Source organism: Streptomyces sp. NBC_01689, from assembly GCF_036250675.1.
In the GTDB taxonomy this organism is placed as follows: domain Bacteria; phylum Actinomycetota; class Actinomycetes; order Streptomycetales; family Streptomycetaceae; genus Streptomyces.
Genome location: NZ_CP109592.1, coordinates 8,594,325 through 8,618,207, shown reverse-complemented (window position 1 = coordinate 8,618,207; position 23,883 = coordinate 8,594,325). Strand labels below are relative to the sequence as shown.

Below are 23,883 nucleotides of genomic sequence, written 5' to 3'. Positions count from 1 at the left end.
CGTCGAGCCGAGGGGCGGCCCCGGACGTTCGGCGTCAGGAGGAGCGGTGGAGTACAACCTTGCCGACCTGTTCGAGTCGGTCGTCGACGTGGTCCCCGACCGCGAGGCGCTGGTCCACCTCGACCATCCCGGCACGGGCGCGGAGCGCAGGCTGACGTACGCGGAGCTGGACGCGGCGGCGAACCGTCTCGCCCACCACCTGATCGACAGCGGGGTGAGCCCGGGCGAGCACCTGGGACTGCACCTGTACAACGGGATCGAGTACGTGCAGACGGTGCTGGCGTGCCTCAAGGCGCGGATCGTGCCGGTCAACGTCAACTACCGCTATGTGGAAGAGGAGCTGGCCTATCTCTATCAGGACGCCGACCTGGTGGCCCTGGTCTTCGACGCGGAGTTCGCCGACCGGGTGACGGCCGCGCTCCCGCGAGCCCGCGCCCTGCGTCATCTCCTGCGCGTGGGAACGCCCGCCCGCGGCTCCGCGTCAGCCCGCACGTCGACGGCCGCCGGCCCCCTCGCCGCCGGCACCGACCCCGGCTCCGCGCCGGCTCCGGACGTCCTGGACTTCGCGGACGCGGAGGCGGCAGGGTCTCCCGGCCGGGGATTCCCGGCGCGCTCGGCGGACGACCAGTTCATCATCTACACCGGTGGCACGACCGGCATGCCCAAGGGCGTCATGTGGCGGCAGGAGGACCTGTTCTTCGCCGGCCTCGGCGGCGGCGCCCCGACGGGTGAGCCGGTCGCGAAACCGGAGGAGCTCGCCGAGCGGGTCGCCGCGGGCGGCGCGGGCATCACGTTCTTCCCCACTCCCCCGCTGATGCACGGCACCTCGACCCTGACGGCCTTCATCGCCTTCAACTTCGGCCAACGGGTGGTGACCCACCGCAAGTTCGTGCCCGAGGAGGTGCTGCGGACGATAGAGCGGGAGAAGGTCACCAGCGTGTCCCTGGTCGGCGACGCGATGCTGCGGCCCCTGATCGACGCGTTGCGCGGCCCCATGAAGGGCACCGACTGCTCCTCCCTGTTCAGCGTGTCCTCCTCCGGGGCCATCATGTCGGAGACGGTGCGCGCGCAGTTCCAGGAACTGGTCCCGAACGTGATGCTGCTGAACAACTTCGGCTCGTCGGAGTCCGGGTTCAACGGCACCGCGACGGCCGACTCGGGCCCGGGCAGAGGCTTCCGGGTGCGCGTCAACTCCCGTACCCGGGTGGTGGATCCGGCGACCCACGAGCCGGCCGTCCCCGGCGAGCCCGGACGCATCGCGCAGTGCGGGCACGTCCCCCTCGGCTACTACAACGACTCCCGCAAGACCGCCGAGACCTTCTTCCACAAGGACGGCGAACGGTGGGTCCTGCTCGGCGACATGGCCACCGTCGACGAGGAGGGTGTCGTGACCGTCCTCGGTCGCGGCTCCCAGTGCATCAACACCGGCGGCGAGAAGGTCTACCCGGAGGAGGTCGAGCAGGCCCTCAAGTCCCATCCGGACGTGTACGACGCGCTGGTCGCCGGAGTACCGGACGAGAGATGGGGCAACCACGTGGCGGCGGTCGTACAACTGCGCCGCGGTGCGAGCAGGCCGTCCCTGGAGGACATCCAGGCCCATGTCCGGGACCATCTCGCGGGTTACAAGATCCCCCGCCAGCTGGTCATCGCGGACACCATCCAGCGTTCCCCGAGCGGCAAGGCCGACTACCGCTGGGCACGTTCGGTGGCCGCGGAGGCCGACGGCTGACCTCGTACCGCCGTCACGGCCCGGCACCACCCTCTCGCGAACGGTCGCGCCCGGCCGCACGGCCCGCACCTCCCGGCCCCGCACGCGGGCCCGGGAAGAAACTGGACGCCGACCCCTTGCACGAGACGCGACCGGACTGAATTACTGATCCCGAAGAGCACGACCGAATGATCGGTCGCCCGGATTGGTACGGTTGGTGAGGGAGGAGTCCCCATGGCGGATTCCGTGGTGTCGAAGGAGCTCCTGGACGCGGGAGAGCGGCTGGGCGCCGACGCGCTGCGGGCGCTGCAGGAGGAGCGGCTGCGCTCGACGTTGCGGCACGTCTACGAGAACGTGCCCTTCTACCGCGAGTCCTTCGACAAGGCGGGCGTCCGGCCGGAGGACTGCCGCACCCTGGCCGACCTGGCGCGTTTCCCGTTCACGACCAAGGCGGACCTGCGCGCGAACTATCCGTACGGGATGTTCGCCGTACCCCAGGACCAGATCCGCCGCCTTCACGCGTCGAGCGGGACCACCGGACGCCCCACGGTCGTCGGTTACACGGACGGCGACCTGTCCATGTGGGCCGACATGGTGGCGCGTTCGATCCGGGCGGCGGGCGGCAGGCCCGGCGACAAGGTCCATGTGGCGTACGGCTACGGACTGTTCACCGGTGGCCTCGGCGCGCACTACGGCGCCGAGCGGCTCGGCTGCACGGTGATCCCCGCGTCCGGAGGGATGACGGCCCGTCAGGTCCAGCTCATCCAGGACCTGCGCCCCGACATCATCATGGTGACCCCCTCGTACATGCTCACGCTGCTCGACGAGTTCGAGCGGCAGGGCGTCGACCCGCGTGGCACCTCGCTGCGGGTGGGTGTCTTCGGCGCGGAGCCGTGGACGCAGGAGATGCGCCGCGAGATCGAGGAGCGGTTCGCCATCGACGCCGTGGACATCTACGGCCTGTCCGAGGTGGTGGGCCCGGGCGTCGCCCAGGAGTGTGTGGAGACCAAGGACGGGCTGCACGTCTGGGAGGACCACTTCTACCCGGAGGTCGTCGACCCGATCACCGGCGAGGTGCTGCCGGACGGCTCCGAGGGCGAGCTGGTGTTCACCTCGCTCACCAAGGAGGCCATGCCCGTGATCCGGTACCGGACCCGGGACCTGACCCGGCTGCTGCCCGGCACCGCGCGCGTCTTCCGCCGGATGGAGAAGATCACCGGCCGCAGCGACGACATGGTGATCCTGCGGGGGGTCAATCTCTTCCCGACCCAGATCGAGGAGATCGTGCTGCGCACGCCGGGCGTCGCGCCGCACTTCCAGCTCCGGCTGACTCGCGAGGGCCGCCTCGACGCGCTCACCGTACGGGCCGAGGCGCGGCACGGCGCCACGCCCGAGGTCCGCGACGCGGCGGCACGTTCCATCATGACGGCCGTGAAGGACGGCATCGGGGTGTCGGTCGCCGTCGAGGTCGTCGAACCGGAATCGCTGGAGCGGTCCGTGGGGAAGATCAGGCGGATCGTCGACCTGCGGGAGCGCTGACACGCGCCCCCGCCCGGTCCGGGGCCACCTCGCGACCCGCTCGGAGACGAGCGTCGCCCGCCGGGGCGGAGGCCGTCACGCGCCCGCCCGGGCACCGGCGCCGTCACGCGTCCGCCCGGGGCGGGGCGCCGCGTGACCGCCCGGGGGCAGGGGCCGTTGCGTGTCCCCGACGACTGCCGCCGGTCCGCCGCCGGCCCCCGGCGCGGGCCGGCCCGCGTCCGGCACCGGGCACCGTCCGATCCCTCCGCACCCCGGGCGAGACGCGTCCGGTGCGGTCTACGACTCCGCCGCGAACCGGTCCCTCAGCTCCCGCTTGAGGATCTTCCCGCTCGCGTTGCGCGGCAGCTCGTCCACGAACAGCACCCGCTTGGGCGCCTTGAAGGCGGCGAGCTTCTCCCGCGCGTGGGCGACGAGTTCGTCCCCGCTGACCTCGCCGCGCGCGACCACGACCGCCGTCACCGCCTCGATCCACCGCTCGTCGGGCAGGCCGATCACCGCCACCTCGGCGACCGCCCCGTGCGTGTAGAGCGCGTCCTCGACCTGTCGCGAAGCCACCAGCACACCACCGGAGTTGATGACATCCTTCACCCGGTCCACGACGGTGAAGAAGCCGTCCTCGTCATGGACGGCCAGGTCCCCGGAGTGGAACCAGCCGTCGCGGAAGGCCTCGGCCGTCTCCTCCGGCTTGTCCCAGTAGCCCTCGCACAGCTGCGGTGACCGGTAGACGATCTCGCCCCGCTCCCCGTCGGCCACGTCCTCGCCGGACTCGTCGACCACCCGCGCCTCCACGAACAGCACCGGCCGTCCGCAGGAGTCCATCCGGCCCTTGTGCTCATGAGGGGCGAGGACCATCGCGAGCGGGCCGATCTCGCTCTGGCCGAAGCAGTTGTAGAACGCCAGCCTCGGGAGCCGTTCCCGCAGCCGTTCCAGGACCGGGACCGGCATGATCGACGCACCGTAGTACGCCTTGCGCAGCCCGCTCAGGTCCCGGGTCGCGAAGTCGGGCCGGTTGGCCAGGCCGATCCACACGGTGGGCGGGGCGAACAGACTGTCCGCGCGGCCCGCCTCCACCAGGTCGAGGATCGTCCCGGCGTCGGGCGCGTCGAGGATCACGTTCACGGCGCCGACGGCGAGATACGGCAGCAGGAACACATGCATCTGCGCCGAGTGGTAGAGCGGCAGCGCGTGCACGGGCAGGTCGCCGGCCTGCAGATCGAGGGCGGTGATCGCGCTCAGGTACTCGTGCACCAGCGCCCGGTGCGTCATCATCGCGCCCTTGGGCAGCGCGGTCGTGCCGGACGTGTACAGCAACTGCGTCAGGTCCTCGCCGCGCGGCTCCGGACCGTCGTACGGCGGGGTGCCGGCCAGCCGCGCGAGCAAGGAGTCACCGGCGTCGCGCAGGGGGAGCGTGCGCGTCCCCCGGGGCAGGTTTCCGGCCAGATCCGGATCGGCGAGGACGAGTGCGCAGCCCGCCTGGCCGACGATGTACGCGAGATCCTCACCCGTCAGGTTCTGGTTGACCGGCACGTGGACGAGTCCGCCCCGGGCGCAGGCGAGGAAACCGATCAGGTACGCGTCCGAGTTGTGGCCGTAGGCGCCGACGCGGTCACCGGGCGCGAGGCCCGCGGAGCGCAGCGCCTGGGCCGCGCGGGAGACCGCGTCGTCGAGTTCGGCGTAGGTCCACGAGCGGTCCCGGTAGTGGACCGCGACGCGCTCCGGGGTCCGCCGGGCGCTGCGCCGCAGCACCCCGTCCACCGTGACGCTTCGTCCCGCCGTCATGACCTGCTCCTTCGTCCGCTGCCCTGGCGTGATCCTCGTTCCGGTCCCCGAGCGGGGTCAAGCGTCCGGCGCTTCTGACGCGAACACGCCCCACCCGGCCGTGGGACACGGTGACACCCGGTGGAACGTCCGTGGCCGTTGTTACGCTCAACCGGCCCTTCCCTCGATGATGTCGGGAGGCACGATGCGCACCCGCCCAAGACGGTTCGCCGTCCTGGCCGCAGCCCTGCTCGTCGCCGCGGCCGCGCCGCCGGCCGCCGCCGCGGACCGTTCACCGCACGCTCCGTCCCGTCCGTCGGCGGGCGGCCTGTCCGCCGTGATCCGCTACACCGAGTACGGCGTTCCGCACATCCTCGCCGACGACTACGCCGACCTCGGCTTCGGCACCGGCTGGGCACAGGCCGCCGACCAGGTGTGCACACTCGCCGACGGCTTCGTGACCGTACGCGGCGAACGCTCCCGGTACTTCGGCGCCGACGCGGCGCCCGACGGCTCACTGTCCTCGGCGACCGGGAACCTCTCCAGCGACCTGTACTTCCACGGCGTGCGCGAGGCGGGCACGGTGGAGAGGCTGCTCGCCCAGCCCGCGCCGCGGGGCCCGAGCCGGCAGGTCGGGGACCTGATGCGCGGGTGGGCCACGGGCTACAACGCCTGGCTGGCGCAGAACCGCGTCACCGACCCGGCCTGCCGGGGCGCCGCCTGGGTCCGGCCGGTGACCCGGGCGGACGTGGCCACGCGCACCTTCGCGCTGGCGGTGCTCGGCGGCCAGGGCCGGGCGGTGGACGGCATCACCGCCGCACAGCCTCCGACGACGACCGCCACCACCGGTCGCGGGAACCCGGGCACGGTCGCGCCCTCGTCCTCACTCCCGTCCACCTCCTCGGCCGGCTCCCCGCCGCCCGCCGGTGTGTCCGCGCGAAGTTTCGCCCGCGCCGCGCGGCAGGCCTTCGACGGCGCCGACATGGGGTCCAACGCCGTCGCCTTCAGCGGTGCGACGACGGCGAACGGACGCGGTCTGCTGCTCGGCAACCCGCACTACCCCTGGCAGGGAGGCCGCCGCTTCTGGCAGTCGCAGCAGACGATCCCCGGCGAGCTCGACGTCTCGGGAGGTTCGCTGCTGGGCTCGGTGACGATGTCGATCGGGTACAACGCGCGGGTGGCGTGGAGCCACACGGTCGCGACGGGCGTCCCCCTCAGCCTCCATCAGCTGACGCTGGATCCGGCCGATCCGACAACGTATCTGGTGGACGGGGTCCGGGAGCCGATGACCAGACGGACCGTCACGGTCGGTGTGAAGGACGGCGCACCGGTCACCCGCGGCCAGTGGTGGACCCGTTACGGTCCCGTCGTCACCTCGCTCGGGCCCCAGCTCCCGCTCCCCTGGACCTCGACGACGGCGTACGCGCTCAACGACCCGAACGCGGCCAACCTGCGGATCTCGGACACCTCCCTCGGCTTCGGCAAGGCACGCAGCACCGCCGACATGCTCAGGGTCCTCAGGACCACCCAGGGGCTGCCCTGGGTCAACACGATCGCCGCCGACGCGGGCGGCCACTCGCTGTTCACCCAGTCGCAGGTGCTGCCCCGGATCACCGACGAGCTGGTGGCGCGCTGCTCGACGCCGCTGGGGAGCGTCACCTACCCCGCGTCCGGTGTCGCGGTCCTGGACGGTTCGCGCGGCGACTGCGCGCCGGGCAGGGACCGGGACGCCGTGCAGCCGGGCATCTTCGGGCCGGGGAGGATGCCCGTCCTGCGGGACGCGCCCTACGCGGAGAACTCCAACGACAGTGCCTGGCTGGCCAACGCGGACCGGCCGGTGACCGGTTACGAGCGAATCTTCGGGACGGTCGGCACCGCGCGCTCGATCCGCACGCGGGGCGCGATCGACGACGTCTCGGCGATGGCGGCGCACGGCGGCCTCACCGAACGGGACCTGCTGGCACAGCAGTTCACCAACCGAGCACCCATGGGTGACCTGGTCGCGGACGACGCGGCACGGGCCTGCGCCGCGCTGCCGGGCCGGCGGGCGACGGGCGGCGACGGCCGGTCCGTCGACGTGAGCGGGGCGTGCCGCGCGCTCGGGTCCTGGGACCACACCATGAACACGGGCAGCCGGGGCGCGCTGTTCTTCGACCGCTTCTGGCGCCGGCTGACCGCCCTGGTGCCGGCCGCGCGGCTCTGGAAGGTCCCGTTCTCCTCGGCCGATCCCGTGCACACCCCGAACACGCTCGACACCGGTGTCCCGGGGTTCGCCACCGCCCTCGCCGACACCGTGACGGAGCTGCGCGCGGCGGGCATCGCGCCCGGCGCCCCGCTCGGCGCCCACCAGTTCGTCGTACGGGGCGGCGAGCGCATCCCGGTGCCGGGCGGCACGGAGGGGCTGGGGGTGTGGGACAAGGTCGAGCCGGTGTGGGACCCGGCCGGCGGCGGATACACCGAGGTCACCACCGGGTCCTCGTACATCCAGGCGGTCGGCTGGGACGGGGGCCGCTGCCCGGTCGCCCGTACGCTCCTGACGTACTCCCAGTCCTCGAACCCCAACTCGCCGCACTCCAGCGACCAGACGCGGCTGTTCTCCGGCGGGCGCTGGGTCACCTCCCGGTTCTGCGAGAAGGACATCCTGTCCTCGCCCGGACTGCGGGTGGTCCGGGTGGGCGAACGGCACTGAGCCGCTCCCCGTGGTCCCCGCCCGGCCGGCGGGGACCAGGGGGAGCCGGACAGGACGGGTCGGGGGGTCAGACGGGTCGGGTGCGGCCCTCCCAATAGGGTTCGCGCAGCCGCCGTTTGTACAGTTTGCCGTTCGGGTCGCGTGGCATCGACTCGATGAAGTCGACGCTCCTCGGCCTCTTGTAGCCGGCGAGCCGCTCCGCGCAGTGGCGCAGTACGTCCGCGGCCAGGTCCGCTCCGGGCAGGTGTCCGGGCGCGGGTTCGACGACGGCCTTGACCTCCTCGCCCCAGTCGTCGTGCGGGATGCCGAAGGCCGCCGCGTCGGCGACGGCGGGGTGGGCGAGCAACGCGGCCTCGATCTCGGCCGGGTAGATGTTGACGCCGCCGGAGATGATCATGTCGATCTTGCGGTCGCGGAGGAAGAGATAGCCGTCCTCGTCGAGGCAGCCGAGGTCGCCGACGGTGAAGAAGTCGCCGATGCGGTTCTTCCGGGTCTTCCTCTCGTCCTTGTGGTACGAGAATCCGCCGGTGCTCATCTTCATGTAGACGGTGCCGAGTTCACCGGGAGGCAGCCGTCTGCCGTCGTCGTCGAAGACGGCCAGTTCGCTGATGGGCCAGGCCTTGCCGACGGTCCCCGGCTTCTTCAGCCAGTCCTCGGCGGTCGCGAAGGCGCCGCCGCCCTCGCTGGCCGCGTAGTACTCCTCGACGCTGTGGCCCCACCACTCGATCATGGCCCGTTTCACATGGTCGGGACAGGGGGCCGCGCCGTGGATGGCGTGCCGCATCGACGACACGTCGTAGCGGGCCCGCACCTCCTCGGGGAGCGCCAGCAGCCGGTGGAACTGGGTCGGGACCATATGGGTGTGGGTGCACCGGTGGGTGTCGACGGCCCGGAGCATCTCCTCGGGGGTCCACTTGTCCATCAGCACCAGCCGGTGGCCGATGTGCAGGGACGCGCCCGCGAACTGGAGCACGGCGGTGTGATAGAGCGGCGAGCAGACGAGGTGGACGTTGTCGTCGAAGGGCCTGATGCCGAAGATGCCGAGGAATCCCCCGAGGTAGGACTCCTCGGGGAGCTTGCCGGGCAGCGGCCGGCGGATTCCGCGCGGGCGGCCCGTGGTGCCCGAGGTGTAGTTCATGACCCAGCCGAGGGTGCGGTCGGCGGGTGCCGATCCGTCCTGCCCGTCGAGGAGTTCGGCGTACGGCCGGAAGCCCTCGGCCGCACCGACGGCGTAGCGCCTCGCGGACGGCAGGCCGGCCTCGTCGGCGGCACGGCGGGCCGCCTCGGCGAACCGTTCGTGGGCGATGAGCACCTTGGCGCCCGAGTCCGAGACGATCCAGGCGATCTCGGGGCCCACGAGGTGGTGGTTGACGGGGACGAGGTAGAGACCGGCCTGCGAGGCGGCGAGGTAGGCGACGAGGAACTCCACGCCGTTGGGCAGCACGACCGCGAACGCGTCGCCGCGTGCGAGGCCGGCCGCGCGCAGCCCGTGCACCAGGCGGTTGGCCGCCGTGTGCAGACGGCCGGCGGTCCACTCGTCCCCGTCCGGGGTGACGAGGACCGTCCGGCCGGGGTCGGCGGCGGCCTGGGCCCAGAAGCCGTTCGGTGAGGGCGGGGTGGTCGTGGTCACGGTCGGTGGCTCCTTCCGGCGATCCGGTCGAGGCGGTCGACGGCCTGCTCGAAACCGCGGGTCAGGTCGTCGAAGACGGCCTGGACGCTGCGCTCGCTGTTCATCCGGCCGACGATCTGCCCGACGGGCGTCCCGAGCAGCGGCTCGACCTCGTACTTCTGGATGCGGGAGACGGCCTCGGCCACCAGCAGCCCCTGCAGGGGCATGGGCAGGGTGCCGGGACCGTGCGGGTCGTCCCACGCGTCGGTCCACTCGGTGCGCAGCTGACGGGCCGGTTTCCCGGTCAGCGCGCGCGAACGGACGGTGTCGCCGGACCCGGCGGCCAGCAGCTTGCGGGTCACGGCCGGCGAGTGCAGGTCGGCCTCGGTGACGGTCAGCCACAGGGAGCCGAGCCACACGCCCTGGGCGCCGAGGCCGAGCGCGGCGGCCACCTGCTGTCCGCTGCCGATGCCGCCCGCCGCGAGGACGGGCAGCGGGTCGACGGCGTCCACGACCTCAGGGGTGAGCACCATGGAGGCGATCTCGCCGGTGTGGCCGCCCGCCTCGTAGCCCTGCGCGACGACGATGTCGATGCCGGCCTCGGCGTGCTTGCGGGCGTGCCGGGCGCTGCCCGCGAGCGCCGCGACGAGCACTCCCCGCTCGTGCGCGCGCCGTACGACATCGTCGGGGGGTGAGCCCAGCGCGTTGGCGAGCAGTCTGATCGGATAGTCGAAGGCGACGTCGAGCTGGGTGCGGGCGACCTGTTCCATCCAGCCCGTGATGCGCCAGCCGACCGCTTCCCCCTCGTCGAGGCCGGGCACGCCGTACTTGGCGAGGGTGTCCGCGACGAACCGGCGGTGCCCCTCGGGGATCATCGCCTCGACGTCCGCCTCGGAGACCCCCTCGACCTTCTTGGCCGGCATCACCACGTCCAGGCCGTAGGGCCTGCCGCCGACGTTCGCCTCGACCCAGTCCAAGTCGCGCTTGAGGTCGTCCGGGGCGGTGTAGCGGACCGCGCCGAGCACCCCGAGACCGCCCGCGCGACTGATGGCCGCGGCAACGGCGGGAAACGGCGTGAAGCCGAAGATGGCGTGCTCGACCCCCAGTTGCTTGCTCAGCTCCGTCTGCATGGCCGCAGGATGCCGCAGTCGTCCGGACGAGGGAAGAGGTTTACTGATACTCCGTCAGATCTCATCGGCCCCGCCCGGGAGATCGGCCCGCTCTCGGCCGACGGGAGATTTCTCGGAAGCGTCACGGTCCGACGGCGGTTGAACCGATTCCGGGCCGGCCCGGAATCGGTGGGGGCCGCCCGTCCACGGCGGCCGGGCGGACCCGGTCGTGCGGCGGCAGGCTGCCAGAGCCCGCCGCCACGCACGGGATCGCCCTCGGCAGGCCTCAGCCTCCCTGGCCCGGCGACTCCAGCACGGCCATGGCCGCGTTGTGCCCCGGCACCCCGCTCACCCCGCCGCCGCGGACCGCGCCCGCGCCGCACAGCAGGACGTTCGCGTGCGCCGTCTCCACGCCCCAGCGGCCCGTGCCCTCCTGGGCGTACGGGAAGGCGAGGTCGCGGTGGAAGATGTTGCCGCCGGGCAGCCGCAGGTCGCGTTCCAGGTCGAGCGGGGTCTTCGCCTCGATGCAGGGGCGGCCCTCCGCGTCGGTGGCCAGACAGTCCGTGAGCGGCTCGGCGAGCTGGGCGTCCAACTGCGCCAGGGTCGACTTCAGCAGTTCCTCGCGCACGGCGTCGTTGTCCCGCTCGAAGAGCCGGGCGGGGGTGTGCAGTCCGAAGAGCGTCAGGGTCTGGTAGCCCCGCGCGACCAGCTCCGGGCCGAGGATGGTGGGGTCCGTGAGGGAGTGACAGTAGATCTCCGACGGCGGCGCCGCGGGCAGCCGGCCGGCGGCCGCCTGCGCGTGGGCGGTCGCCAACTGCTCGTAGCCCTCGGCGACATGGAAGGTGCCGGAGAACGCCTCGCGCGGGTCGACGGAGCTGTCGCGCAGCTTCGGGAGCCGCTTGAGCAGCATGTTGACCTTGAGCTGCGCGCCCTCGGCCGGGGCCGGCGCCACTTCCCCCGTGAGGGTCGCCAGCTCCTGTGGCGACGCGTTCACCAGCACGTGCCGGGCCGCGACCACGCCCTCCCCGTCGGCGGTCCGGTAGGTCACCTCCGCGCTCCGGCCGTCGGTCTCGACACGGATCGCCTCGTGACCCGTGGCGATCACGGCGCCCGCCCCGCGCGCCGCACCGGCGATCGCGTCCGTCAGCGCCCCCATACCGCCGACCGGGACGTCCCAGGCGCCGGTGCCGCCGCCGATCACGTGATGGAGGAAACAGCGGTTCTGCCGCAGTGAGGGGTCGTGGGCGTCGGCGAAGGTGCCGATGAGGGCGTCGGTGAGGACGACGCCCCGCACGAGGTCGTCACTGAAGTTCTCCTCGACGGCGACGCCGACCGGCTCCTCGAAGAGCACCCGCCAGGCGTCCTCGTCGTCGATCCGGCCGCGCAGTTCGTCCCGGGTGGGCAGCGGTTCGGTGAGGGTCGGGAACACCCGCTGGGCGACCCGGCCGGTCATTCCGTAGAAGCGCTGCCAGGCCTCGTACTCGCGGTCCGATCCGGTCAGCCGCCGGAACGCCTCACGCGTGCGGCGCTCGCCGCCCCCGACGAGCAGTCCGGTGGCCCGTCCGTCGCGTTCCACGGGCGTGTACGAGGACACGGTGCGCCCGCGGACCCGGAAGTCGAGGCCGAGGTCACGGACGATCTTCCGGGGCAGCAGGCTGACCAGGTACGAGTAGCGCGACAGCCGCGCGTCCACCCCGGCGAACGGCCGGGTGGACACGGCGGCACCGCCGGTGTTCCCCAGTCGCTCCAGCACCAGGACGGAGCGTCCGGCCCGGGCCAGATAGGCGGCGGCGACGAGACCGTTGTGGCCCCCGCCGACGATCACGACGTCATATCCCTCGTCTACAGGCATGGTTCTTGGTAGCACGCGATGATCTAGGTCTGCCAGGGGTACGCGGCAGCCGGCGGGCGCCCGGACGGTCATCCGGCGAGGACGAGTCCGTGCCGGACGGCTACGCGTCGGGACGCTTCGGGGCGGACGGCTCGGTGGCGGGCGGCTCCGCGGCAGACGGTTCCGTTGCGGGCGGTTGCGCGGCAGACGGTTCCGCGCCCGGCGCTTCCGCATCGGACGGCGCCGTGTCGGTGCGGCCCGGGGCCGGAACCGGGCCCCGGTGAGTCGGAACCGGAACAGGGGCCGGAACCCGGGCCATGGGCCGGAACCCGGCCCAGGCAGGTCAGAACCCGGCCCGGGGCCCGGTGCCCCCGGCCTCCCCCGGCCGCCGCAGTGTCGCGACGCGGCGGTACAGGTCCACCGCCTCCTGGGCGCGTCCCAGCTGTTCCAGGCAGTGGGCCTCGTCGCCGCGGGCCGCCAGGGCGTCGGGGTGCCCCTCGCCCAGCACGTGCTCGCGTGCGACGGCGACGGCGCGGTATTCGGCCAGGGCGTCGGCCCAGCGCCCGAGCCAGCCGAGTCCGACGGCGACCTCGCGGCGGCTGACCAGGGTGTCCGGATGACCGGGGCCGAGGACGCGCTCACGGATCTCGCACACGTCGCGGGACTCGGCGAGCGCCTCCTCCCAGCGCTCCGTGCGGCCGAGGTTGACCCCGAGTCCGTGCCGGGCCCGCAGGGTCTCGGGGTGGGCGGGGCCGTGCACGCGGGTGCGGTCGTCGATCAGGTCGCGGTACAGCACCAGCGCCTCGGCGCTGCGACCGAGCCGGCCCAGACTGACACACACCTCGTAGCGGGCGGAGAGCGTGTCCGGGTGGTCGGGCCCGAGCGCCCGCGCCCGCGCACCCGCCACTTCCTCGTAGGTCCGCAGCGCCTCCGACAGCCGCCCCAACTGACCGAGCGTGTAGGCGACTTCGTACCGCGTGAGGAGGGTGTCGGGATGGGCCGGACCGAGCACCCGCGCACGGGCGTCCGCGACCTCGCTCGCCATCCGGTGGGAGTCCTCCAGCCGGCCCAGCCGGTTCAGGTTGAAGGCGAGGTTGTGCCGGCAGCGCAGGGTGTCGGGATGATCGGAGCCCATGGCCCGTTCGCGGGCGGCGAGTACGGACACATAGATCTGGTGCGCCTCGAAGTGACGGCCCAACTGTCCCAGTACGTAGGCGGATTCCTGCCGGGCGGCCAGCGTGTCGGGATGGTCGGGGCCGAGGACCCGTTCCCTCGCCTCCGCGACGTGCGCGTAGGCGTGCAGCGCGTCGGCGGGCCGCCCCGTACGGCTGAGGGTGAAGCCGACCTCGTACCGGCTGGCCAGTGTGTCGGCGTGGTCGGGCCCGAGGACCTGCTCCCGTTCGGCGGCGACCGCCCGGTGCACCTCGCCCGCCTCGGCCCACCGGCCGAGCCGACCCAGGCTCAGGCCCGCGTGGTGGCGCCCGGCGAGCATGGTGACCAACTCCGCCGACGGCGCGGGATGTTCGGCGAGGCGCTGCGCGGGACCGGTGTCCGTCGCCGCCGGGCGGACGGTCCACGCGCCGGTCAGTCCGGCCGCCGCGTCCGACGGTATGGGACGCGGACCGGTGCCGGTCGCCTTGAGACCGGTGGTCATGCCGCGCGTCCAGGAGGGCAGCGTAGGGTCCGGGGAAGCCGGTGGCGAGACCGCCAGGACGCGACGGGCGGGGGCCGTCCGTCCGAGGGGCGGGGAGACGACGGTCGGCACGTAGGCCGGTGTCGTACGGCCCTCGGTGATCCGGCGGCCGAGTTCGCACGCGTCCTGCGGGCGTCGGTCCGGCTCCTTGGCCAGCAGATCGAGGATGATCCGCTCCACGTACTCGGGCAGTTCGGCCCGGTGTCTGCGTGGCGGCTCGGGAGAGGTGTCCCGGTGGCTGAGGAGGACCGCCCACGCGTCGTCGAGGTCGAACGGCGGCGCCCCGGTGGCGATCTCGTAGAGCACACATCCGAAGGAGTACAGATCGCTGCGCCGGTCGACCTCCGCACCGTTGATCTGCTCCGGCGACATGTAGTGCGGGGTCCCCATCGCGATGCCGGTGCCGGTCAGCCGGGCGGTGAGGCCGATGTCCTGGCCCAGCCTGGCGATGCCGAAGTCGCAGATCTTCACGGTGCCGTCGGCGAGCCGCATGATGTTCGCCGGCTTCAGGTCGCGGTGCACGATGCCCTGCTGATGGGTGTAGGCGAGCGCGGCCGACACCTGGTCGGCGATGTCGACGACGTCCGCGACCGGCAGCGGATGCCGACGGTTGTGCGCCAGCACCTGGCCGAGGTCGTGGCCCTCCAGGAGTTCCATGACCAGGTACAGCACGCCGTCGGAATCGCCGAAGTCGTGCACCACGGTCACCCCGCGGTGCTGCAGCGCGGCGGCCACCCGCGCCTCGCGCCGGAACCTCTCCCGCAGGACGTCCGTCAGGGACGGATCCCGGTGCGGGCCGAGCGGTTTGAGGCACTTCACGGCGACGTGCCGCCCCAGCGACTCGTCGCGGGCGCGCCACACCTCGCCCATGCCTCCCCGCCCGATGAGATCGAGCAGCCGGTACCGGCTCTGGAGCAGCCTGGTCTCCGCCATCTCGTGCGATCGCCCCCGTCACTGCTCGCCGCACTCTCCCCTGGCACGTCCCAGTATGGCGAGTTATCTGCCGACTTGGTACAGCGCCGGGCGTGATCCGGGGACGTATCGCGCCTGCGTACGCGGAACGTGTCCGTACGGACGCCTCTCGGGCGGCGCGGACGGTGGCCTCCGGGGAGCGGGGCCCGCTCACCACCGAGTCCAGACCGACGCGACTGCCTCCGAACCCCGTTCACCGTGCGCGCCGCCGAAGCCCTTCCCCCGCCTGTGACTCCGAGGGCCGCCGCGGAGGTTCGGCCGTCATGTGCCCCGGACGTACCGGGAGGGCTGTCGGTCCCGGGTGCCAGAATCCGCGCTATGCCCCTGTGCGACTACTTCTCCGCCGCCGACGACGAAGCCGCTGTCGCGGCTGCCTCCTCCCCCGGGGAACCGGAGCGGCCCGCGCGCGACACGGTCTCCCTGAAGGGGATCGACCCGGTGGCCGCCCTCGCCCGGCTCGAAGCGATCGTGACGGGCTGCGGCCACGAGGAGGCCGGCCGAGACCCGCGCTCCGGGCTGTTGCTGTCCGAGGCGGACGTCGACGGCCCGCTCGTGTTCAGCGTGTCGGACACACTCGTGAACGCCCTCACCGCCGCGTCCGGGGACGACCTGCGGCGCTTCGCCCGGTCGTGGTCCGCCACGGCCGAACTGCGGCACAACCAGGTCGACGCGGAGACGGCGGCCGGCGCCCTGGAGGCCCTCACCGGCCTGGCACGACGCGCCCGGTCGGCGGGCCTGCGCCTGTACTGCCGCTGGTCGCTGTGAGGACCCGGGCCGCCGCACCGGCGGCTCAGCGCCGCACCCGCGGCATCCCCAGCCCGATCCACGAGATGATCTCGCGCTGGATCTCGTTGTTGCCGCCGCCGAAGGTGAAGATCACGGCCGACCGGTAGCCGCGTTCCAGTTCCCCGTGGAGGACCGCGCCCGCCGACCCCTCCTTCAGGACACCCGGCGCGGCGACGATCTCCATGAGCCAGGCGTACGCGTCCCGGCGCGCCTCGGAGCCGTACACCTTGACCGCGGACGCGTCCTGCGGGGTGAGCGTGCCCTCCTGGACGGCGTTGACCATCTGCCAGTTCAGGAGCTTCATGGCGTCGAGCCGGGCGTGGGTCAGCGCGAGCCGTCGGCGCACCCAGGGAAGGTCGACGACCCGGCGGCCGTCGGCGAGCTTGGTCTCCATGGCCCAGCGCTGGACGTCGTGCAGCGCGCGGATCGCCATGGTGCCGTGGGCGGCGAGGGTGACGCGCTCGTGGTTGAGCTGGTTGGTGATCAGCCGCCAGCCCTTGTTCTCCTCGCCGACCCGGCGGGAGACGGGCACCCGGATGTTCTCGTAGTAGCTGGCGGTGGTGTCGTGCGAGGCGAGGGTGTTGATGAGGGTGCAGGAGTAGCCGGGGTCGGAGGTCGGCACGAGGAGCATCGTGATGCCCTGGTGGGGCGGGGCGTCCGGGTCGGTGCGCACCGCGAGCCACACCCAGTCGGCGGTGTCCCCGTTCGTCGTCCAGATCTTCTGCCCGTCGACCCTGTAGTGGCCGGTGGTCTCGTCGCCCTCGCGCACGGCCCGGGTCTTCAGCGCGGCCAGATCGGTGCCCGCGTCCGGTTCGCTGTAGCCGATCGCGAAGTCGATCTCGCCGGAGAGGATCCGGGGCAGGAAGTATCCCTTCTGCTCCTCCGTGCCGTACCGCATGAGGGTCGGACCGACGGTGTTCAGCGCCATCAGGGGCAGCGGCACGCCCGCCTGGGCGGCCTCGTCGAAGAAGATGAACTGCTCCATGGGCGTGAGCCCGCTGCCGCCGTACTCCTTCGGCCAGCCCGCACCGAGCCGCCCGTCCGCGCCGAGGCGGCGGATCGTGTCACGGTAGAACCGCTTCTGCGCCGCCGGGTCGCCGTACCGGGCGTAGGCGTTGTCGGGCACCAGCTCGGCGAAGTAGTCGCGCAGTTCGGTCCGCAACCGCTGCTGGTCCGGCGTGTATTCGAGATGCACGGCGCCTCCTGGCTCCCCAAGGCGGGACCTGACGGCGCACACCGTAGAACGTGTTCCAGAAATAGGGAATGGCGGTGACATGCGCGAGGGGGCGCCCCGGTGGGGCGCCCCCTTCCGTGCGAGCCGTCAGTGGCAGGGGAATCCGAGGAGATGGCGGGCGTCGTGCACCCACTCGTGGACGTTCTCGCCGGACACGAGGGAGGTGGCGCCCTGTTCGGCGCCGACGAAGTAGAGCAGGACCAGCATCAGGATGCCGAAGAAGACCGCCCAGGGGGCGATCGCGCCGATCGGCAGCTTGCCGGGAACGGCGGCGGGGCCGACGGTCGGCCGGGCGACTGACTGCGCCATGGGGCGGTACCTCCTGGGGAACTCGCGTCCCGTCTCGGTGGTGCACGGGACGACGGCCACGGGTCTGACTCGCCCGGTCACCCTCGCCCCGGAAGGGACGGCGCGTGCCGGCATACAGTGGCGCGACCGTGCCGGACTCCCACCGGACTTCCGCCGAACCGTCGTCAATATCATCCAGACGGTACCGCGAAGCCGGGACCGGGCCAAGGGCGCACGACCGGACCGAGGTCGCGCCCCGCGGCCGGCGGAGGGTCGCCGGATTCCCCGCCCCGGCAGGGGACTTGGGCAGGGGCGACCACGACAGCGCACGAGGGTGGACGTATGACGAGCCGAGTGATCCTGATCTCCGCCGCGCACAGCGCGGCGCTGCGGGAGGCCCGTTTCGACGACGGGGCCGCGGTGGACGCGGCGGGACTGCGGCTCGCGCGCGCCGCGGCCGGCACCGTCCCCGGTGCCGAGCGGGTCTGGGTCTCCCCCAGCGTGCGGTGCCGCGGGACGGCCGACGCACTGGGCCTGGGACAGGCGGTGGACGCACCGGAGTTGGCCGGCCTCGACGTGGGCCGGTGGCGCGGGGCGACCCTGGAGGAGGTGAGCGCCGCGGAGCCGGAGGCGGTGGTCCGGTGGCTGGGCGACCCCGACGCGGCGCCGCACGGCGGGGAGTCGGTACGGGCCTTCTGCGACCGGATCGCGCACCACCTGGACACAGCCGCTCCGTCGACGGGCAGGACCGTCGCCGTGGTGGAACCGGAGGTCGTACGGGCGATGGTGGTACGGGTGCTGGGCGCGCCGGAGGCTTCGTTCTGGCGGGTCGACGTGCCGCCCCTGACCGCCACCGAGTTCAGCGGCCGGTCCGGACGCTGGAACGTCCGGGCGGGACGGCCGCTCACGCCGCCGACGGGCGCGGACGGATCAGGCCGGTAGCAGCGTGGCGAGGAAGTCGGTGCAGGCCTGGGCGCACATACGGCAGGCCCGCGCACCGGCCCGCGCGCCGGGACACCGGTCGAAGACGTCCGCGCACTCGCGGCAGACGGACCGGCACCACTCGACCTGCGCGCGGATGCCTGCCTCGCCGCGAGGGTGCTGCCCGTCCAGGACGAGGCAGGTCGCGTCGCACACCTCGGCGCACAGGAGACCCGTACGCCGGGCGAGTCGACGCACCGCGGACCCGTCGGGATCGAGGCAGCTGACGCGCAGCGCGCAGGCGCGGGCGCACTCCACGCAGGCCTGGGCGCAGTCGAAGCGGTCCTCCAGGAACCGGATCGGTTCCTGTCCGGGTGCCGGTGCGGCGGACCGCGCCGTGATGGCCGGCTCCGGGCCGGCCTGACGGTCCGGCCCCGCCTTCGTGGCCGGATTCGACCTCGGCTTCGTCTTCTTCGTCGGCTTCGTCTTCGTCGTGTTCGTCGTGTTCGTCTTCGTGTTCGTCGTGGTCACCCGGCGCGGGTAGCCCCCGGGGATCGCGTCAAACACCGCGCGGGGTGTCGGCCCCGGGGGCGCGGTTCAGCGGTTCCCGGCCTCCGCCGCCTCCCGCGAGATCCGCTCGAACTGCGCGCCCATCGCCTCGGAGAGCGCGTGGGCCGCCGAGAGCGGCCGCACCATGACCATCAGGTCGTCGATTCTGCCGTCCTCGTCGAAGTGCAGGAAGTCGCAGCCGTTGATCTCCTTGTCGCCGACCTTCGCGGTGAAGACCAGGGCGTGGTCACGGCCGTCCGCGCCCGCGATCTCCCGGACGTAGCGGAAGTCGGTGAAGACGCGGGTGACCCCGCGCAGGATGGCCGCGGTGATCGCCTTGCCGGGATAGGGCTTGAAGGCCACGGGGCTGGTGAACACGACGTCGTCGGCCAGCAGCTCCTCGACCGCGTCCAGGTCTCCGGCCTCCACGGCCTTGCGGAAAGGGTGCATCGGGGCCCCGCTCTCATAGTCAATTAATTGAATAGGTGCGTAACAGATTAGTCGCGGGGGTGTATGCCGTCTAGCCTTGGCCCATGGCATTGCGCAACGCGGTCCTCGCCGCGCTCCTGGAGGGTGAGGCGTCGGGATACGACCTGGCCAAGGGGTTCGACGCCTCCGTGGCCAACTTCTGGATGGCGACTCCCCAGCAGCTCTACCGGGAACTGGAGCGGATGGCGTCCGAAGGGCTGATCGAGGCCCGGCTGGTACGGCAGGAGCGGCGCCCGAACAAGCGGGTCTTCTCCCTCACCGCGGCGGGCCGCGCCGCCCTGCGCGAGTTCACCGCGGACCCTCCGAAGCCCACCGCCATCCGCGACGAACTGCTGGTCAAGGTCCAGTCCGTCGACGCGGGCGACGACACGGCGGTACGGGCGGCGATCGCCGAGCGGCTGGAGTGGGCGCGCGCCAAGCTGGCCCGCTACGAGCGACTGCGCGTACGGCTGCTGGACGGCCGCACCGAGGAGGAGTTCCTGGCCCACGCGGAACGGGTGGGCCCCTATCTCACGCTGATGCGCGGACGCTCCTTCGAGGAGGAGAACATCCGGTGGGCCGAACGGGCCCTGGCCGTCCTGGAGCGGCGGGCCGCGGTCCGCCGCTGAGGGCCGTCCCGTGATCCCCGGCGGGCTCCGGCCCGCCGGAGGCGAGCGGTTACGCTGAGGTCATGCCGTCCACACGTCGAACAGCGCGCCAGACAGACCTCCTCGAACGGCTCGTCGCCCTGCTGGCGGCGGAGGGGTTCGCGTCCTTCACGCTCGACGAGCTGACCGAGCGATTGCGCTGCTCGAAGACGACGTTGTACCAACTCGCGGGAAGCAAGCAGGAGTTGGTTCGGGAAGCGGTGAAGCACTACTTCCGGGAGGCGGCCGGCGCCATCGAGAAGCAGGTCGCGGACACCTCCGCGCCGGCCGACCGTGTGGTGGTCTACCTGAACGGGGTCGCGGAGCAGTTGCGGCCGCTGTCCCGGCGATTCCTCGACGACATGGCCCAGTTCGAGCCGGCCCGCGAGGTGTACGAGGCCAACACCCGCCTCGCCGCGGGCCGGCTGCGGCAGTTGATCGCCGACGGTGTCGCCGCGGGTGCTTTCCGTGACGTCCACGCCGCCTTCGTGGGCGAGGTCGTGGCCGCCACCATGCAGGAGATCCAGCGCGGCGAGGTGACCGCGCGCACCGGACTCAGCGACGCCGAGGCCTACGCGGAGCTGGCCTCCCTCATCGTGCACGCCGTCTCACCCTGACCGGACGGCCGGCGGCGCGGGAGCGACGCCCCAGTCCCTGAGCACCGACTCGGTGTCCGCGCCCGCCGCCCCGGGCGCCGAGGGCCGCCGGCCGGGGGTACGGGAGAAACGTGGCGCGGGGGCGGCCTGCAGGATGCCGTCGACCTCGACCAGGGTGCGCCGGGCCACCAGGTGCGGATGCGCTCCCGCCTCGGCGAAGGTGAGCACGGGCGTCACGCAGGCGTCCGTCCCCGCGAAGTGCTCCGCCCACTGGTCGCGCGGACGGGAGGCGAACCGGCCCTCGAAGCACGACCGCAGCACCGGCCACCCGTCTCGGTCGCCCTGCGCGGGCAGCTCGGCGGGGACGAGATCCAGCCCGTCCAGCAGGGCCGCGAAGAACTGGGGTTCGAGTGCGGCGACGGCCACGTACTTTCCGTCGCCGCACACGTAGGTGTCGTAGAAAGGCGCGGCGCCGTCGAGCAGGTTCGAGCACCGTTCGTCGGACCACTCCCCCATGCCGCGCAGCGCGTACGCCATCTGGCCCAGGAGCGCGGTCCCGTCGACCATGGCCGCGTCGACGACCTGCCCCGCACCGGAGCGCGTGCGCTCCCAGAGAGCGGCCAGGACACCCACGACCAGCAGCATGGAACCGCCGCCGAAGTCGCCCACGAGGTTCAGCGGCGGGGCCGGCGGCCCGTCCTCGCGGCCCATCGCGTGCAGGACGCCGGTGATGCCGATGTAGTTCAGATCGTGCCCGGGGTCCTGGGCGAGCGGGCCGTCCTGGCCCCAGCCGGTGATCCGGGCGTACACGAGTCCCGGGTTCGCACCGCGGCAGTCGTCCGGGCCGACCCCGAGCCGCTCGGCGACTCCCGGCCGCAGACCCTCGATGAGGACGTCGGCCCGTGCCGCCAGGCCACGCACCAGTGCGCGGCCCGCGGTTTTCTTGAGGTCGGCGAAGACCGACCGGCGTCCGCGCTGCACGGCGTCGGTGGCGCCGGCGGGGCCCAGGCTGAGCGCCCGGCCGCGTGGCCGCTCGACCCGTACGACGTCGGCGCCGAGGTCGGCCAGCACCATGGCCGCGTGCGGAGCCGGCCCGAGTCCCGCGAGTTCCAGGACGCGCAGACCCGCGAGCGGGCCGGCGGATCCATCTCTGGACTGCATGGCCTTACGGTACCAAAAACGATACTGTTGTATCGATCGCCGTATCATTAATTCCCCGAGCGACCGAGGAACCGCCATGCCAGCCACCCGCACGCTGCCCTCCCCGGAAGCCGTCGACCTGATCGGTCTGACCCGCGAACTCGCCGGGAAGGAGCTCGCCCCGCGCGTAGCCGAGGCCGAGGCCGAGGAGAAGTTCCCCCGCGAGGTCTTCCGCACCCTCGGCCGGGCCGGCCTGATGAGCCTGCCGTACGCCGAGGAGTACGGCGGCGGTGGCCAGCCGTACGAGGTCTACCTCCAGGTCGTGGAGGAGATCGCCGCGGTGTGGGCCAGCGTCGCGGTCGGCGTCTCGGTGCACGCGCTGTCCTGCTTCGGTCTCTCCGCGTTCGGCACCGAGGAGCAGAAGTCGAAGTGGCTGCCCGGCATGCTCGGCGGGGAGCTGCTGGGTGCCTACTGCCTGTCCGAGGCCCACGCCGGGTCCGACCCCGGGGCGATGCGTACCCGGGCCGTCCGGGACGGCGACCACTACGTGCTCGACGGTGCCAAGGCCTGGACCACGCACGGCGGACACGCGGACTTCTACACGGTCATGGCGCGGACCTCCGACGCGGGCTCGCGGGCCATCTCCTGCTTCCTCGTCCCGGCCGACACCCCCGGCGTCATCGCCGACCCGCCCGAGCACAAGATGGGACTGACCGGTTCCGCCACCGCCACCGTGCGCCTGGAGGGTGCCCGTGTTCCGGTGGAGCACCGCATCGGCGAGGAGGGCCAGGGGCTCGCGATCGCCTTCGCCGGGCTGGACTGCGGCCGGCTCGGCATCGCGGCGGTCGCCACGGGCCTCGCCCAGGGCGCGCTGGACCACGCGCTGCGCTACTCGCGCGAACGGGAGACCTTCGGCCGTCCGATCATCGAGCACCAGGGGCTGGCCTTCGTCCTCGCGGACATGGCGGCGGCCGTGCAGGCCTCCCGCGCCACCACGCTGGCCGCGGCGCGCCTCAAGGACCAGGGGCTGCCGTTCAGCTGCGAGGCCTCCGTGGCCAAGCTGATCGCCACCGACAACGCGATGAAGGTCACCACCGACGCCGTCCAGGTCCTGGGGGGCGCCGGCTACACCCGTGACTTCCCGGTCGAGCGCTACATGCGTGAGGCCAAGGTCATGCAGATCTTCGAGGGCACCAACCAGATCCAGCGTCTGATCATCGGCCGGGCGCTGCGGGAGAACGACCGGGGCACCCTCCGGGTCCACGACGAGCGCCCCTGATCGGCCGTTGCGCGGGTCAGCGCACGGGGAAACCGAAGGAGTACCCCCGCCGCTTCAGCCACGGCAGGATCTCGCGCAGGGCGTCGACCGTCTGGGAGCGGTCGCCGCCCGCGTCGTGGAAGAGCACGGTCGGGCCGTTGCGGATCTCCTGCTTGACGGTGGCGACCAGCGCGTCGGTGCCGGGCCGCTCGAAGTCCTTGGAGTCGACGTTCCAGCCGAGCGGCCGCATCCCGTGCGAGGCGGCCAGCTCGCGGCTGTACGGGGTGAAGGCGCCGCCCGGGGCCCGGTAGTACTGCGGCCGGACACCCCCGGACGCCTTGGTGATCATGCGTTCGGCGTCCAGGATCTGCCGGGACTGGTACGACTCGGACCGGGTGTCCATGGCGGTGTCGTGCGACACGGTGTGGTCGCACAGCCGGTGCCCGGCCGCGACCACCGCCCTGACCAGACCGGGGTGCGCCTCGGCCTGCGGTCCCACCATGCAGAACGTGGCCTTCACGCCGTACTCCCGCAGCACCGCCAGGATCCGCGGTGTCCAGACCGGGTCCGGGCCGTCGTCGACGGTGATGTTGACGCCGCGGGCCCCGCGGTCCGAGGCGTGCGCGATGGCCACCGGCACCGACTCCGGCGCCCGCGCGGGACCCTGGGCCTCCGGCACGGCGGCCCGGGCCGCTGCCGCCACGCGGCCCGGCCGGCTCCCGACCGGCCCGGCCTGCGCGCTCCACACCGAAGTGGTGACCGCGACCGCGGTCACGCCGACCGCCGCCGCCAGCACCCGGCCGTACCTGCCCCGCCAGCCACGCCACACCATGTCCGTCCCGCCCCTTGCCCTCTCATCGCTCCTCGTGCACCCGTCGGGACGAGGGAAATCCACTGCCCCACCGGTCAGTTGCCGACCGGACCCGGCTCCACGGCGGGCCGGCGACACGAACACGCGGGCCGGCCGGACCGGCCGACGGGCGACACGGGCCGACCCGGACCGACCCGAGCGTGTCGGTACACGTGACCATCGCCCTTCCAAGACCGATACTTCGCAGTGACGAGCCCTCGGCACCGCCGCTCCGCCG

Annotated in this window: 19 protein-coding genes; 8 read left to right on the top strand and 11 right to left on the bottom strand. The window is 72.8% G+C overall.

Features of this window, described 5'->3' with window-relative positions; translation table 11 throughout:
* The first annotated feature begins 46 nt into the window (after nucleotides 1-46).
* Both OG776_RS36975 and paaK read left to right on the top strand, forming a co-directional pair.
* A complete protein-coding gene (locus tag OG776_RS36975) occupies nucleotides 47-1,729 on the top strand; it encodes an acyl-CoA synthetase (RefSeq protein WP_148008313.1) in 1,683 nt (560 codons plus the stop codon).
* A gap of 213 nt (nucleotides 1,730-1,942) precedes the next feature.
* Nucleotides 1,943-3,247 (top strand): phenylacetate--CoA ligase PaaK, encoded by a 1,305-nt coding sequence (paaK, locus tag OG776_RS36970; RefSeq protein ID WP_148008312.1) that lies wholly within the window; start codon nucleotides 1,943-1,945, stop codon nucleotides 3,245-3,247.
* Nucleotides 3,248-3,523: 276 nt separating this feature from the next.
* Here the strand turns inward: paaK and OG776_RS36965 are convergent, their stop codons facing one another.
* Nucleotides 3,524-5,026 (bottom strand): acyl-CoA synthetase, encoded by a 1,503-nt coding sequence (locus tag OG776_RS36965; RefSeq protein ID WP_329323281.1) that lies wholly within the window; start codon nucleotides 5,024-5,026, stop codon nucleotides 3,524-3,526.
* A 184-nt stretch (nucleotides 5,027-5,210) separates the two neighbouring features.
* Here OG776_RS36965 and OG776_RS36960 point away from each other — a divergent pair, with 184 nt between their 5' ends.
* Nucleotides 5,211-7,694, top strand: coding sequence for a penicillin acylase family protein (locus OG776_RS36960; RefSeq protein ID WP_329323278.1), 2,484 nt, complete (start codon nucleotides 5,211-5,213; stop codon nucleotides 7,692-7,694).
* A gap of 67 nt (nucleotides 7,695-7,761) precedes the next feature.
* Here the strand turns inward: OG776_RS36960 and OG776_RS36955 are convergent, their stop codons facing one another.
* From OG776_RS36955 to OG776_RS36940, 4 genes are all read right to left on the bottom strand, one after another.
* Nucleotides 7,762-9,324, bottom strand: a complete 1,563-nt coding sequence (locus tag OG776_RS36955) for an acyl-CoA synthetase (RefSeq protein ID WP_148008309.1) — start codon at nucleotides 9,322-9,324, stop codon at nucleotides 7,762-7,764.
* Entirely contained in the window at nucleotides 9,321-10,433 is a 1,113-nt protein-coding gene (locus OG776_RS36950) for an NAD(P)H-dependent flavin oxidoreductase (RefSeq protein ID WP_148008308.1), read from the bottom strand. The genes OG776_RS36955 and OG776_RS36950 overlap by 4 nt, the downstream gene beginning before the upstream one ends.
* A 265-nt stretch (nucleotides 10,434-10,698) precedes the next feature.
* A complete protein-coding gene (locus OG776_RS36945; RefSeq protein WP_329323276.1) occupies nucleotides 10,699-12,264 on the bottom strand; it encodes a phytoene desaturase family protein in 1,566 nt (521 codons plus the stop codon).
* Between the two features lie 322 nt (nucleotides 12,265-12,586).
* A complete protein-coding gene (locus OG776_RS36940) occupies nucleotides 12,587-14,869 on the bottom strand; it encodes a serine/threonine-protein kinase (protein ID WP_148008306.1) in 2,283 nt (760 codons plus the stop codon).
* A gap of 357 nt (nucleotides 14,870-15,226) precedes the next feature.
* Here OG776_RS36940 and OG776_RS36935 point away from each other — a divergent pair, with 357 nt between their 5' ends.
* Nucleotides 15,227-15,673, top strand: a complete 447-nt coding sequence (locus tag OG776_RS36935) for a hypothetical protein (RefSeq protein ID WP_148008305.1) — start codon at nucleotides 15,227-15,229, stop codon at nucleotides 15,671-15,673.
* A 25-nt stretch (nucleotides 15,674-15,698) separates the two neighbouring features.
* Here the strand turns inward: OG776_RS36935 and OG776_RS36930 are convergent, their stop codons facing one another.
* Together OG776_RS36930 and OG776_RS36925 are read right to left on the bottom strand one after the other, a co-directional pair.
* Entirely contained in the window at nucleotides 15,699-16,889 is a 1,191-nt protein-coding gene (locus OG776_RS36930; protein ID WP_148008304.1) for an acyl-CoA dehydrogenase family protein, read from the bottom strand.
* 126 nt (nucleotides 16,890-17,015) lie between these two features.
* The gene (locus OG776_RS36925) at nucleotides 17,016-17,237 is read right to left on the bottom strand and encodes a CbtB domain-containing protein (RefSeq protein WP_148008303.1); all 222 of its coding nucleotides are present in this window, start codon (nucleotides 17,235-17,237) and stop codon (nucleotides 17,016-17,018) included.
* A gap of 321 nt (nucleotides 17,238-17,558) precedes the next feature.
* Between OG776_RS36925 and OG776_RS36920 the strand changes: the two genes are divergently transcribed.
* Nucleotides 17,559-18,158 carry a histidine phosphatase family protein gene (locus tag OG776_RS36920; RefSeq protein ID WP_148008302.1) on the top strand — a complete coding sequence of 200 codons (600 nt, stop codon included), beginning with the start codon at nucleotides 17,559-17,561 and terminating at the stop codon, nucleotides 18,156-18,158.
* On the opposite strand, the gene OG776_RS36915 is transcribed toward OG776_RS36920, so the two are convergent.
* Both OG776_RS36915 and OG776_RS36910 read right to left on the bottom strand, forming a co-directional pair.
* Nucleotides 18,147-18,539 (bottom strand): ferredoxin, encoded by a 393-nt coding sequence (locus tag OG776_RS36915; protein WP_148008476.1) that lies wholly within the window; start codon nucleotides 18,537-18,539, stop codon nucleotides 18,147-18,149. The two genes, OG776_RS36920 and OG776_RS36915, sit on opposite strands and share 12 nt — an antisense overlap.
* Nucleotides 18,540-18,734: 195 nt before the next feature.
* Nucleotides 18,735-19,136, bottom strand: coding sequence for a nuclear transport factor 2 family protein (locus OG776_RS36910; RefSeq protein WP_148008301.1), 402 nt, complete (start codon nucleotides 19,134-19,136; stop codon nucleotides 18,735-18,737).
* An 83-nt stretch (nucleotides 19,137-19,219) separates the two neighbouring features.
* On the opposite strand from OG776_RS36910, the gene OG776_RS36905 reads away from it, so the two are divergent.
* A complete protein-coding gene (locus OG776_RS36905) occupies nucleotides 19,220-19,783 on the top strand; it encodes a PadR family transcriptional regulator (RefSeq protein WP_148008300.1) in 564 nt (187 codons plus the stop codon).
* A 62-nt stretch (nucleotides 19,784-19,845) separates the two neighbouring features.
* Nucleotides 19,846-20,418 carry a TetR/AcrR family transcriptional regulator gene (locus OG776_RS36900; protein ID WP_148008299.1) on the top strand — a complete coding sequence of 191 codons (573 nt, stop codon included), beginning with the start codon at nucleotides 19,846-19,848 and terminating at the stop codon, nucleotides 20,416-20,418.
* On the opposite strand, the gene OG776_RS36895 is transcribed toward OG776_RS36900, so the two are convergent.
* Nucleotides 20,410-21,558, bottom strand: coding sequence for a CaiB/BaiF CoA transferase family protein (locus OG776_RS36895; protein WP_148008298.1), 1,149 nt, complete (start codon nucleotides 21,556-21,558; stop codon nucleotides 20,410-20,412). The two genes, OG776_RS36900 and OG776_RS36895, sit on opposite strands and share 9 nt — an antisense overlap.
* Before the next feature lie 76 nt (nucleotides 21,559-21,634).
* Between OG776_RS36895 and OG776_RS36890 the strand changes: the two genes are divergently transcribed.
* The gene (locus OG776_RS36890) at nucleotides 21,635-22,816 is read left to right on the top strand and encodes an acyl-CoA dehydrogenase family protein (RefSeq protein WP_148008297.1); all 1,182 of its coding nucleotides are present in this window, start codon (nucleotides 21,635-21,637) and stop codon (nucleotides 22,814-22,816) included.
* Nucleotides 22,817-22,832: 16 nt separating this feature from the next.
* Here the strand turns inward: OG776_RS36890 and OG776_RS36885 are convergent, their stop codons facing one another.
* Nucleotides 22,833-23,627 carry a polysaccharide deacetylase family protein gene (locus OG776_RS36885; RefSeq protein WP_148008296.1) on the bottom strand — a complete coding sequence of 265 codons (795 nt, stop codon included), beginning with the start codon at nucleotides 23,625-23,627 and terminating at the stop codon, nucleotides 22,833-22,835.
* Nucleotides 23,628-23,883: the final 256 nt, after the last annotated feature.

Coding starts and splice junctions, on each gene's coding strand:
- paaK (WP_148008312.1), top strand. CDS start 1,943: ATGGCGGATTCCGTGGTGTCGAAGGAGCTCCTGGACGCGGGAGAGCGG.
- OG776_RS36965 (WP_329323281.1), bottom strand. CDS start 5,026: ATGACGGCGGGACGAAGCGTCACGGTGGACGGGGTGCTGCGGCGCAGC.
- OG776_RS36960 (WP_329323278.1), top strand. CDS start 5,211: ATGCGCACCCGCCCAAGACGGTTCGCCGTCCTGGCCGCAGCCCTGCTC.
- OG776_RS36950 (WP_148008308.1), bottom strand. CDS start 10,433: ATGCAGACGGAGCTGAGCAAGCAACTGGGGGTCGAGCACGCCATCTTC.
- OG776_RS36945 (WP_329323276.1), bottom strand. CDS start 12,264: ATGCCTGTAGACGAGGGATATGACGTCGTGATCGTCGGCGGGGGCCAC.
- OG776_RS36940 (WP_148008306.1), bottom strand. CDS start 14,869: ATGGCGGAGACCAGGCTGCTCCAGAGCCGGTACCGGCTGCTCGATCTC.
- OG776_RS36935 (WP_148008305.1), top strand. CDS start 15,227: ATGCCCCTGTGCGACTACTTCTCCGCCGCCGACGACGAAGCCGCTGTC.
- OG776_RS36925 (WP_148008303.1), bottom strand. CDS start 17,237: ATGGCGCAGTCAGTCGCCCGGCCGACCGTCGGCCCCGCCGCCGTTCCC.
- OG776_RS36920 (WP_148008302.1), top strand. CDS start 17,559: ATGACGAGCCGAGTGATCCTGATCTCCGCCGCGCACAGCGCGGCGCTG.
- OG776_RS36910 (WP_148008301.1), bottom strand. CDS start 19,136: ATGCACCCTTTCCGCAAGGCCGTGGAGGCCGGAGACCTGGACGCGGTC.
- OG776_RS36905 (WP_148008300.1), top strand. CDS start 19,220: ATGGCATTGCGCAACGCGGTCCTCGCCGCGCTCCTGGAGGGTGAGGCG.
- OG776_RS36900 (WP_148008299.1), top strand. CDS start 19,846: ATGCCGTCCACACGTCGAACAGCGCGCCAGACAGACCTCCTCGAACGG.
- OG776_RS36895 (WP_148008298.1), bottom strand. CDS start 21,558: ATGCAGTCCAGAGATGGATCCGCCGGCCCGCTCGCGGGTCTGCGCGTC.
- OG776_RS36890 (WP_148008297.1), top strand. CDS start 21,635: ATGCCAGCCACCCGCACGCTGCCCTCCCCGGAAGCCGTCGACCTGATC.
- OG776_RS36885 (WP_148008296.1), bottom strand. CDS start 23,627: ATGGTGTGGCGTGGCTGGCGGGGCAGGTACGGCCGGGTGCTGGCGGCG.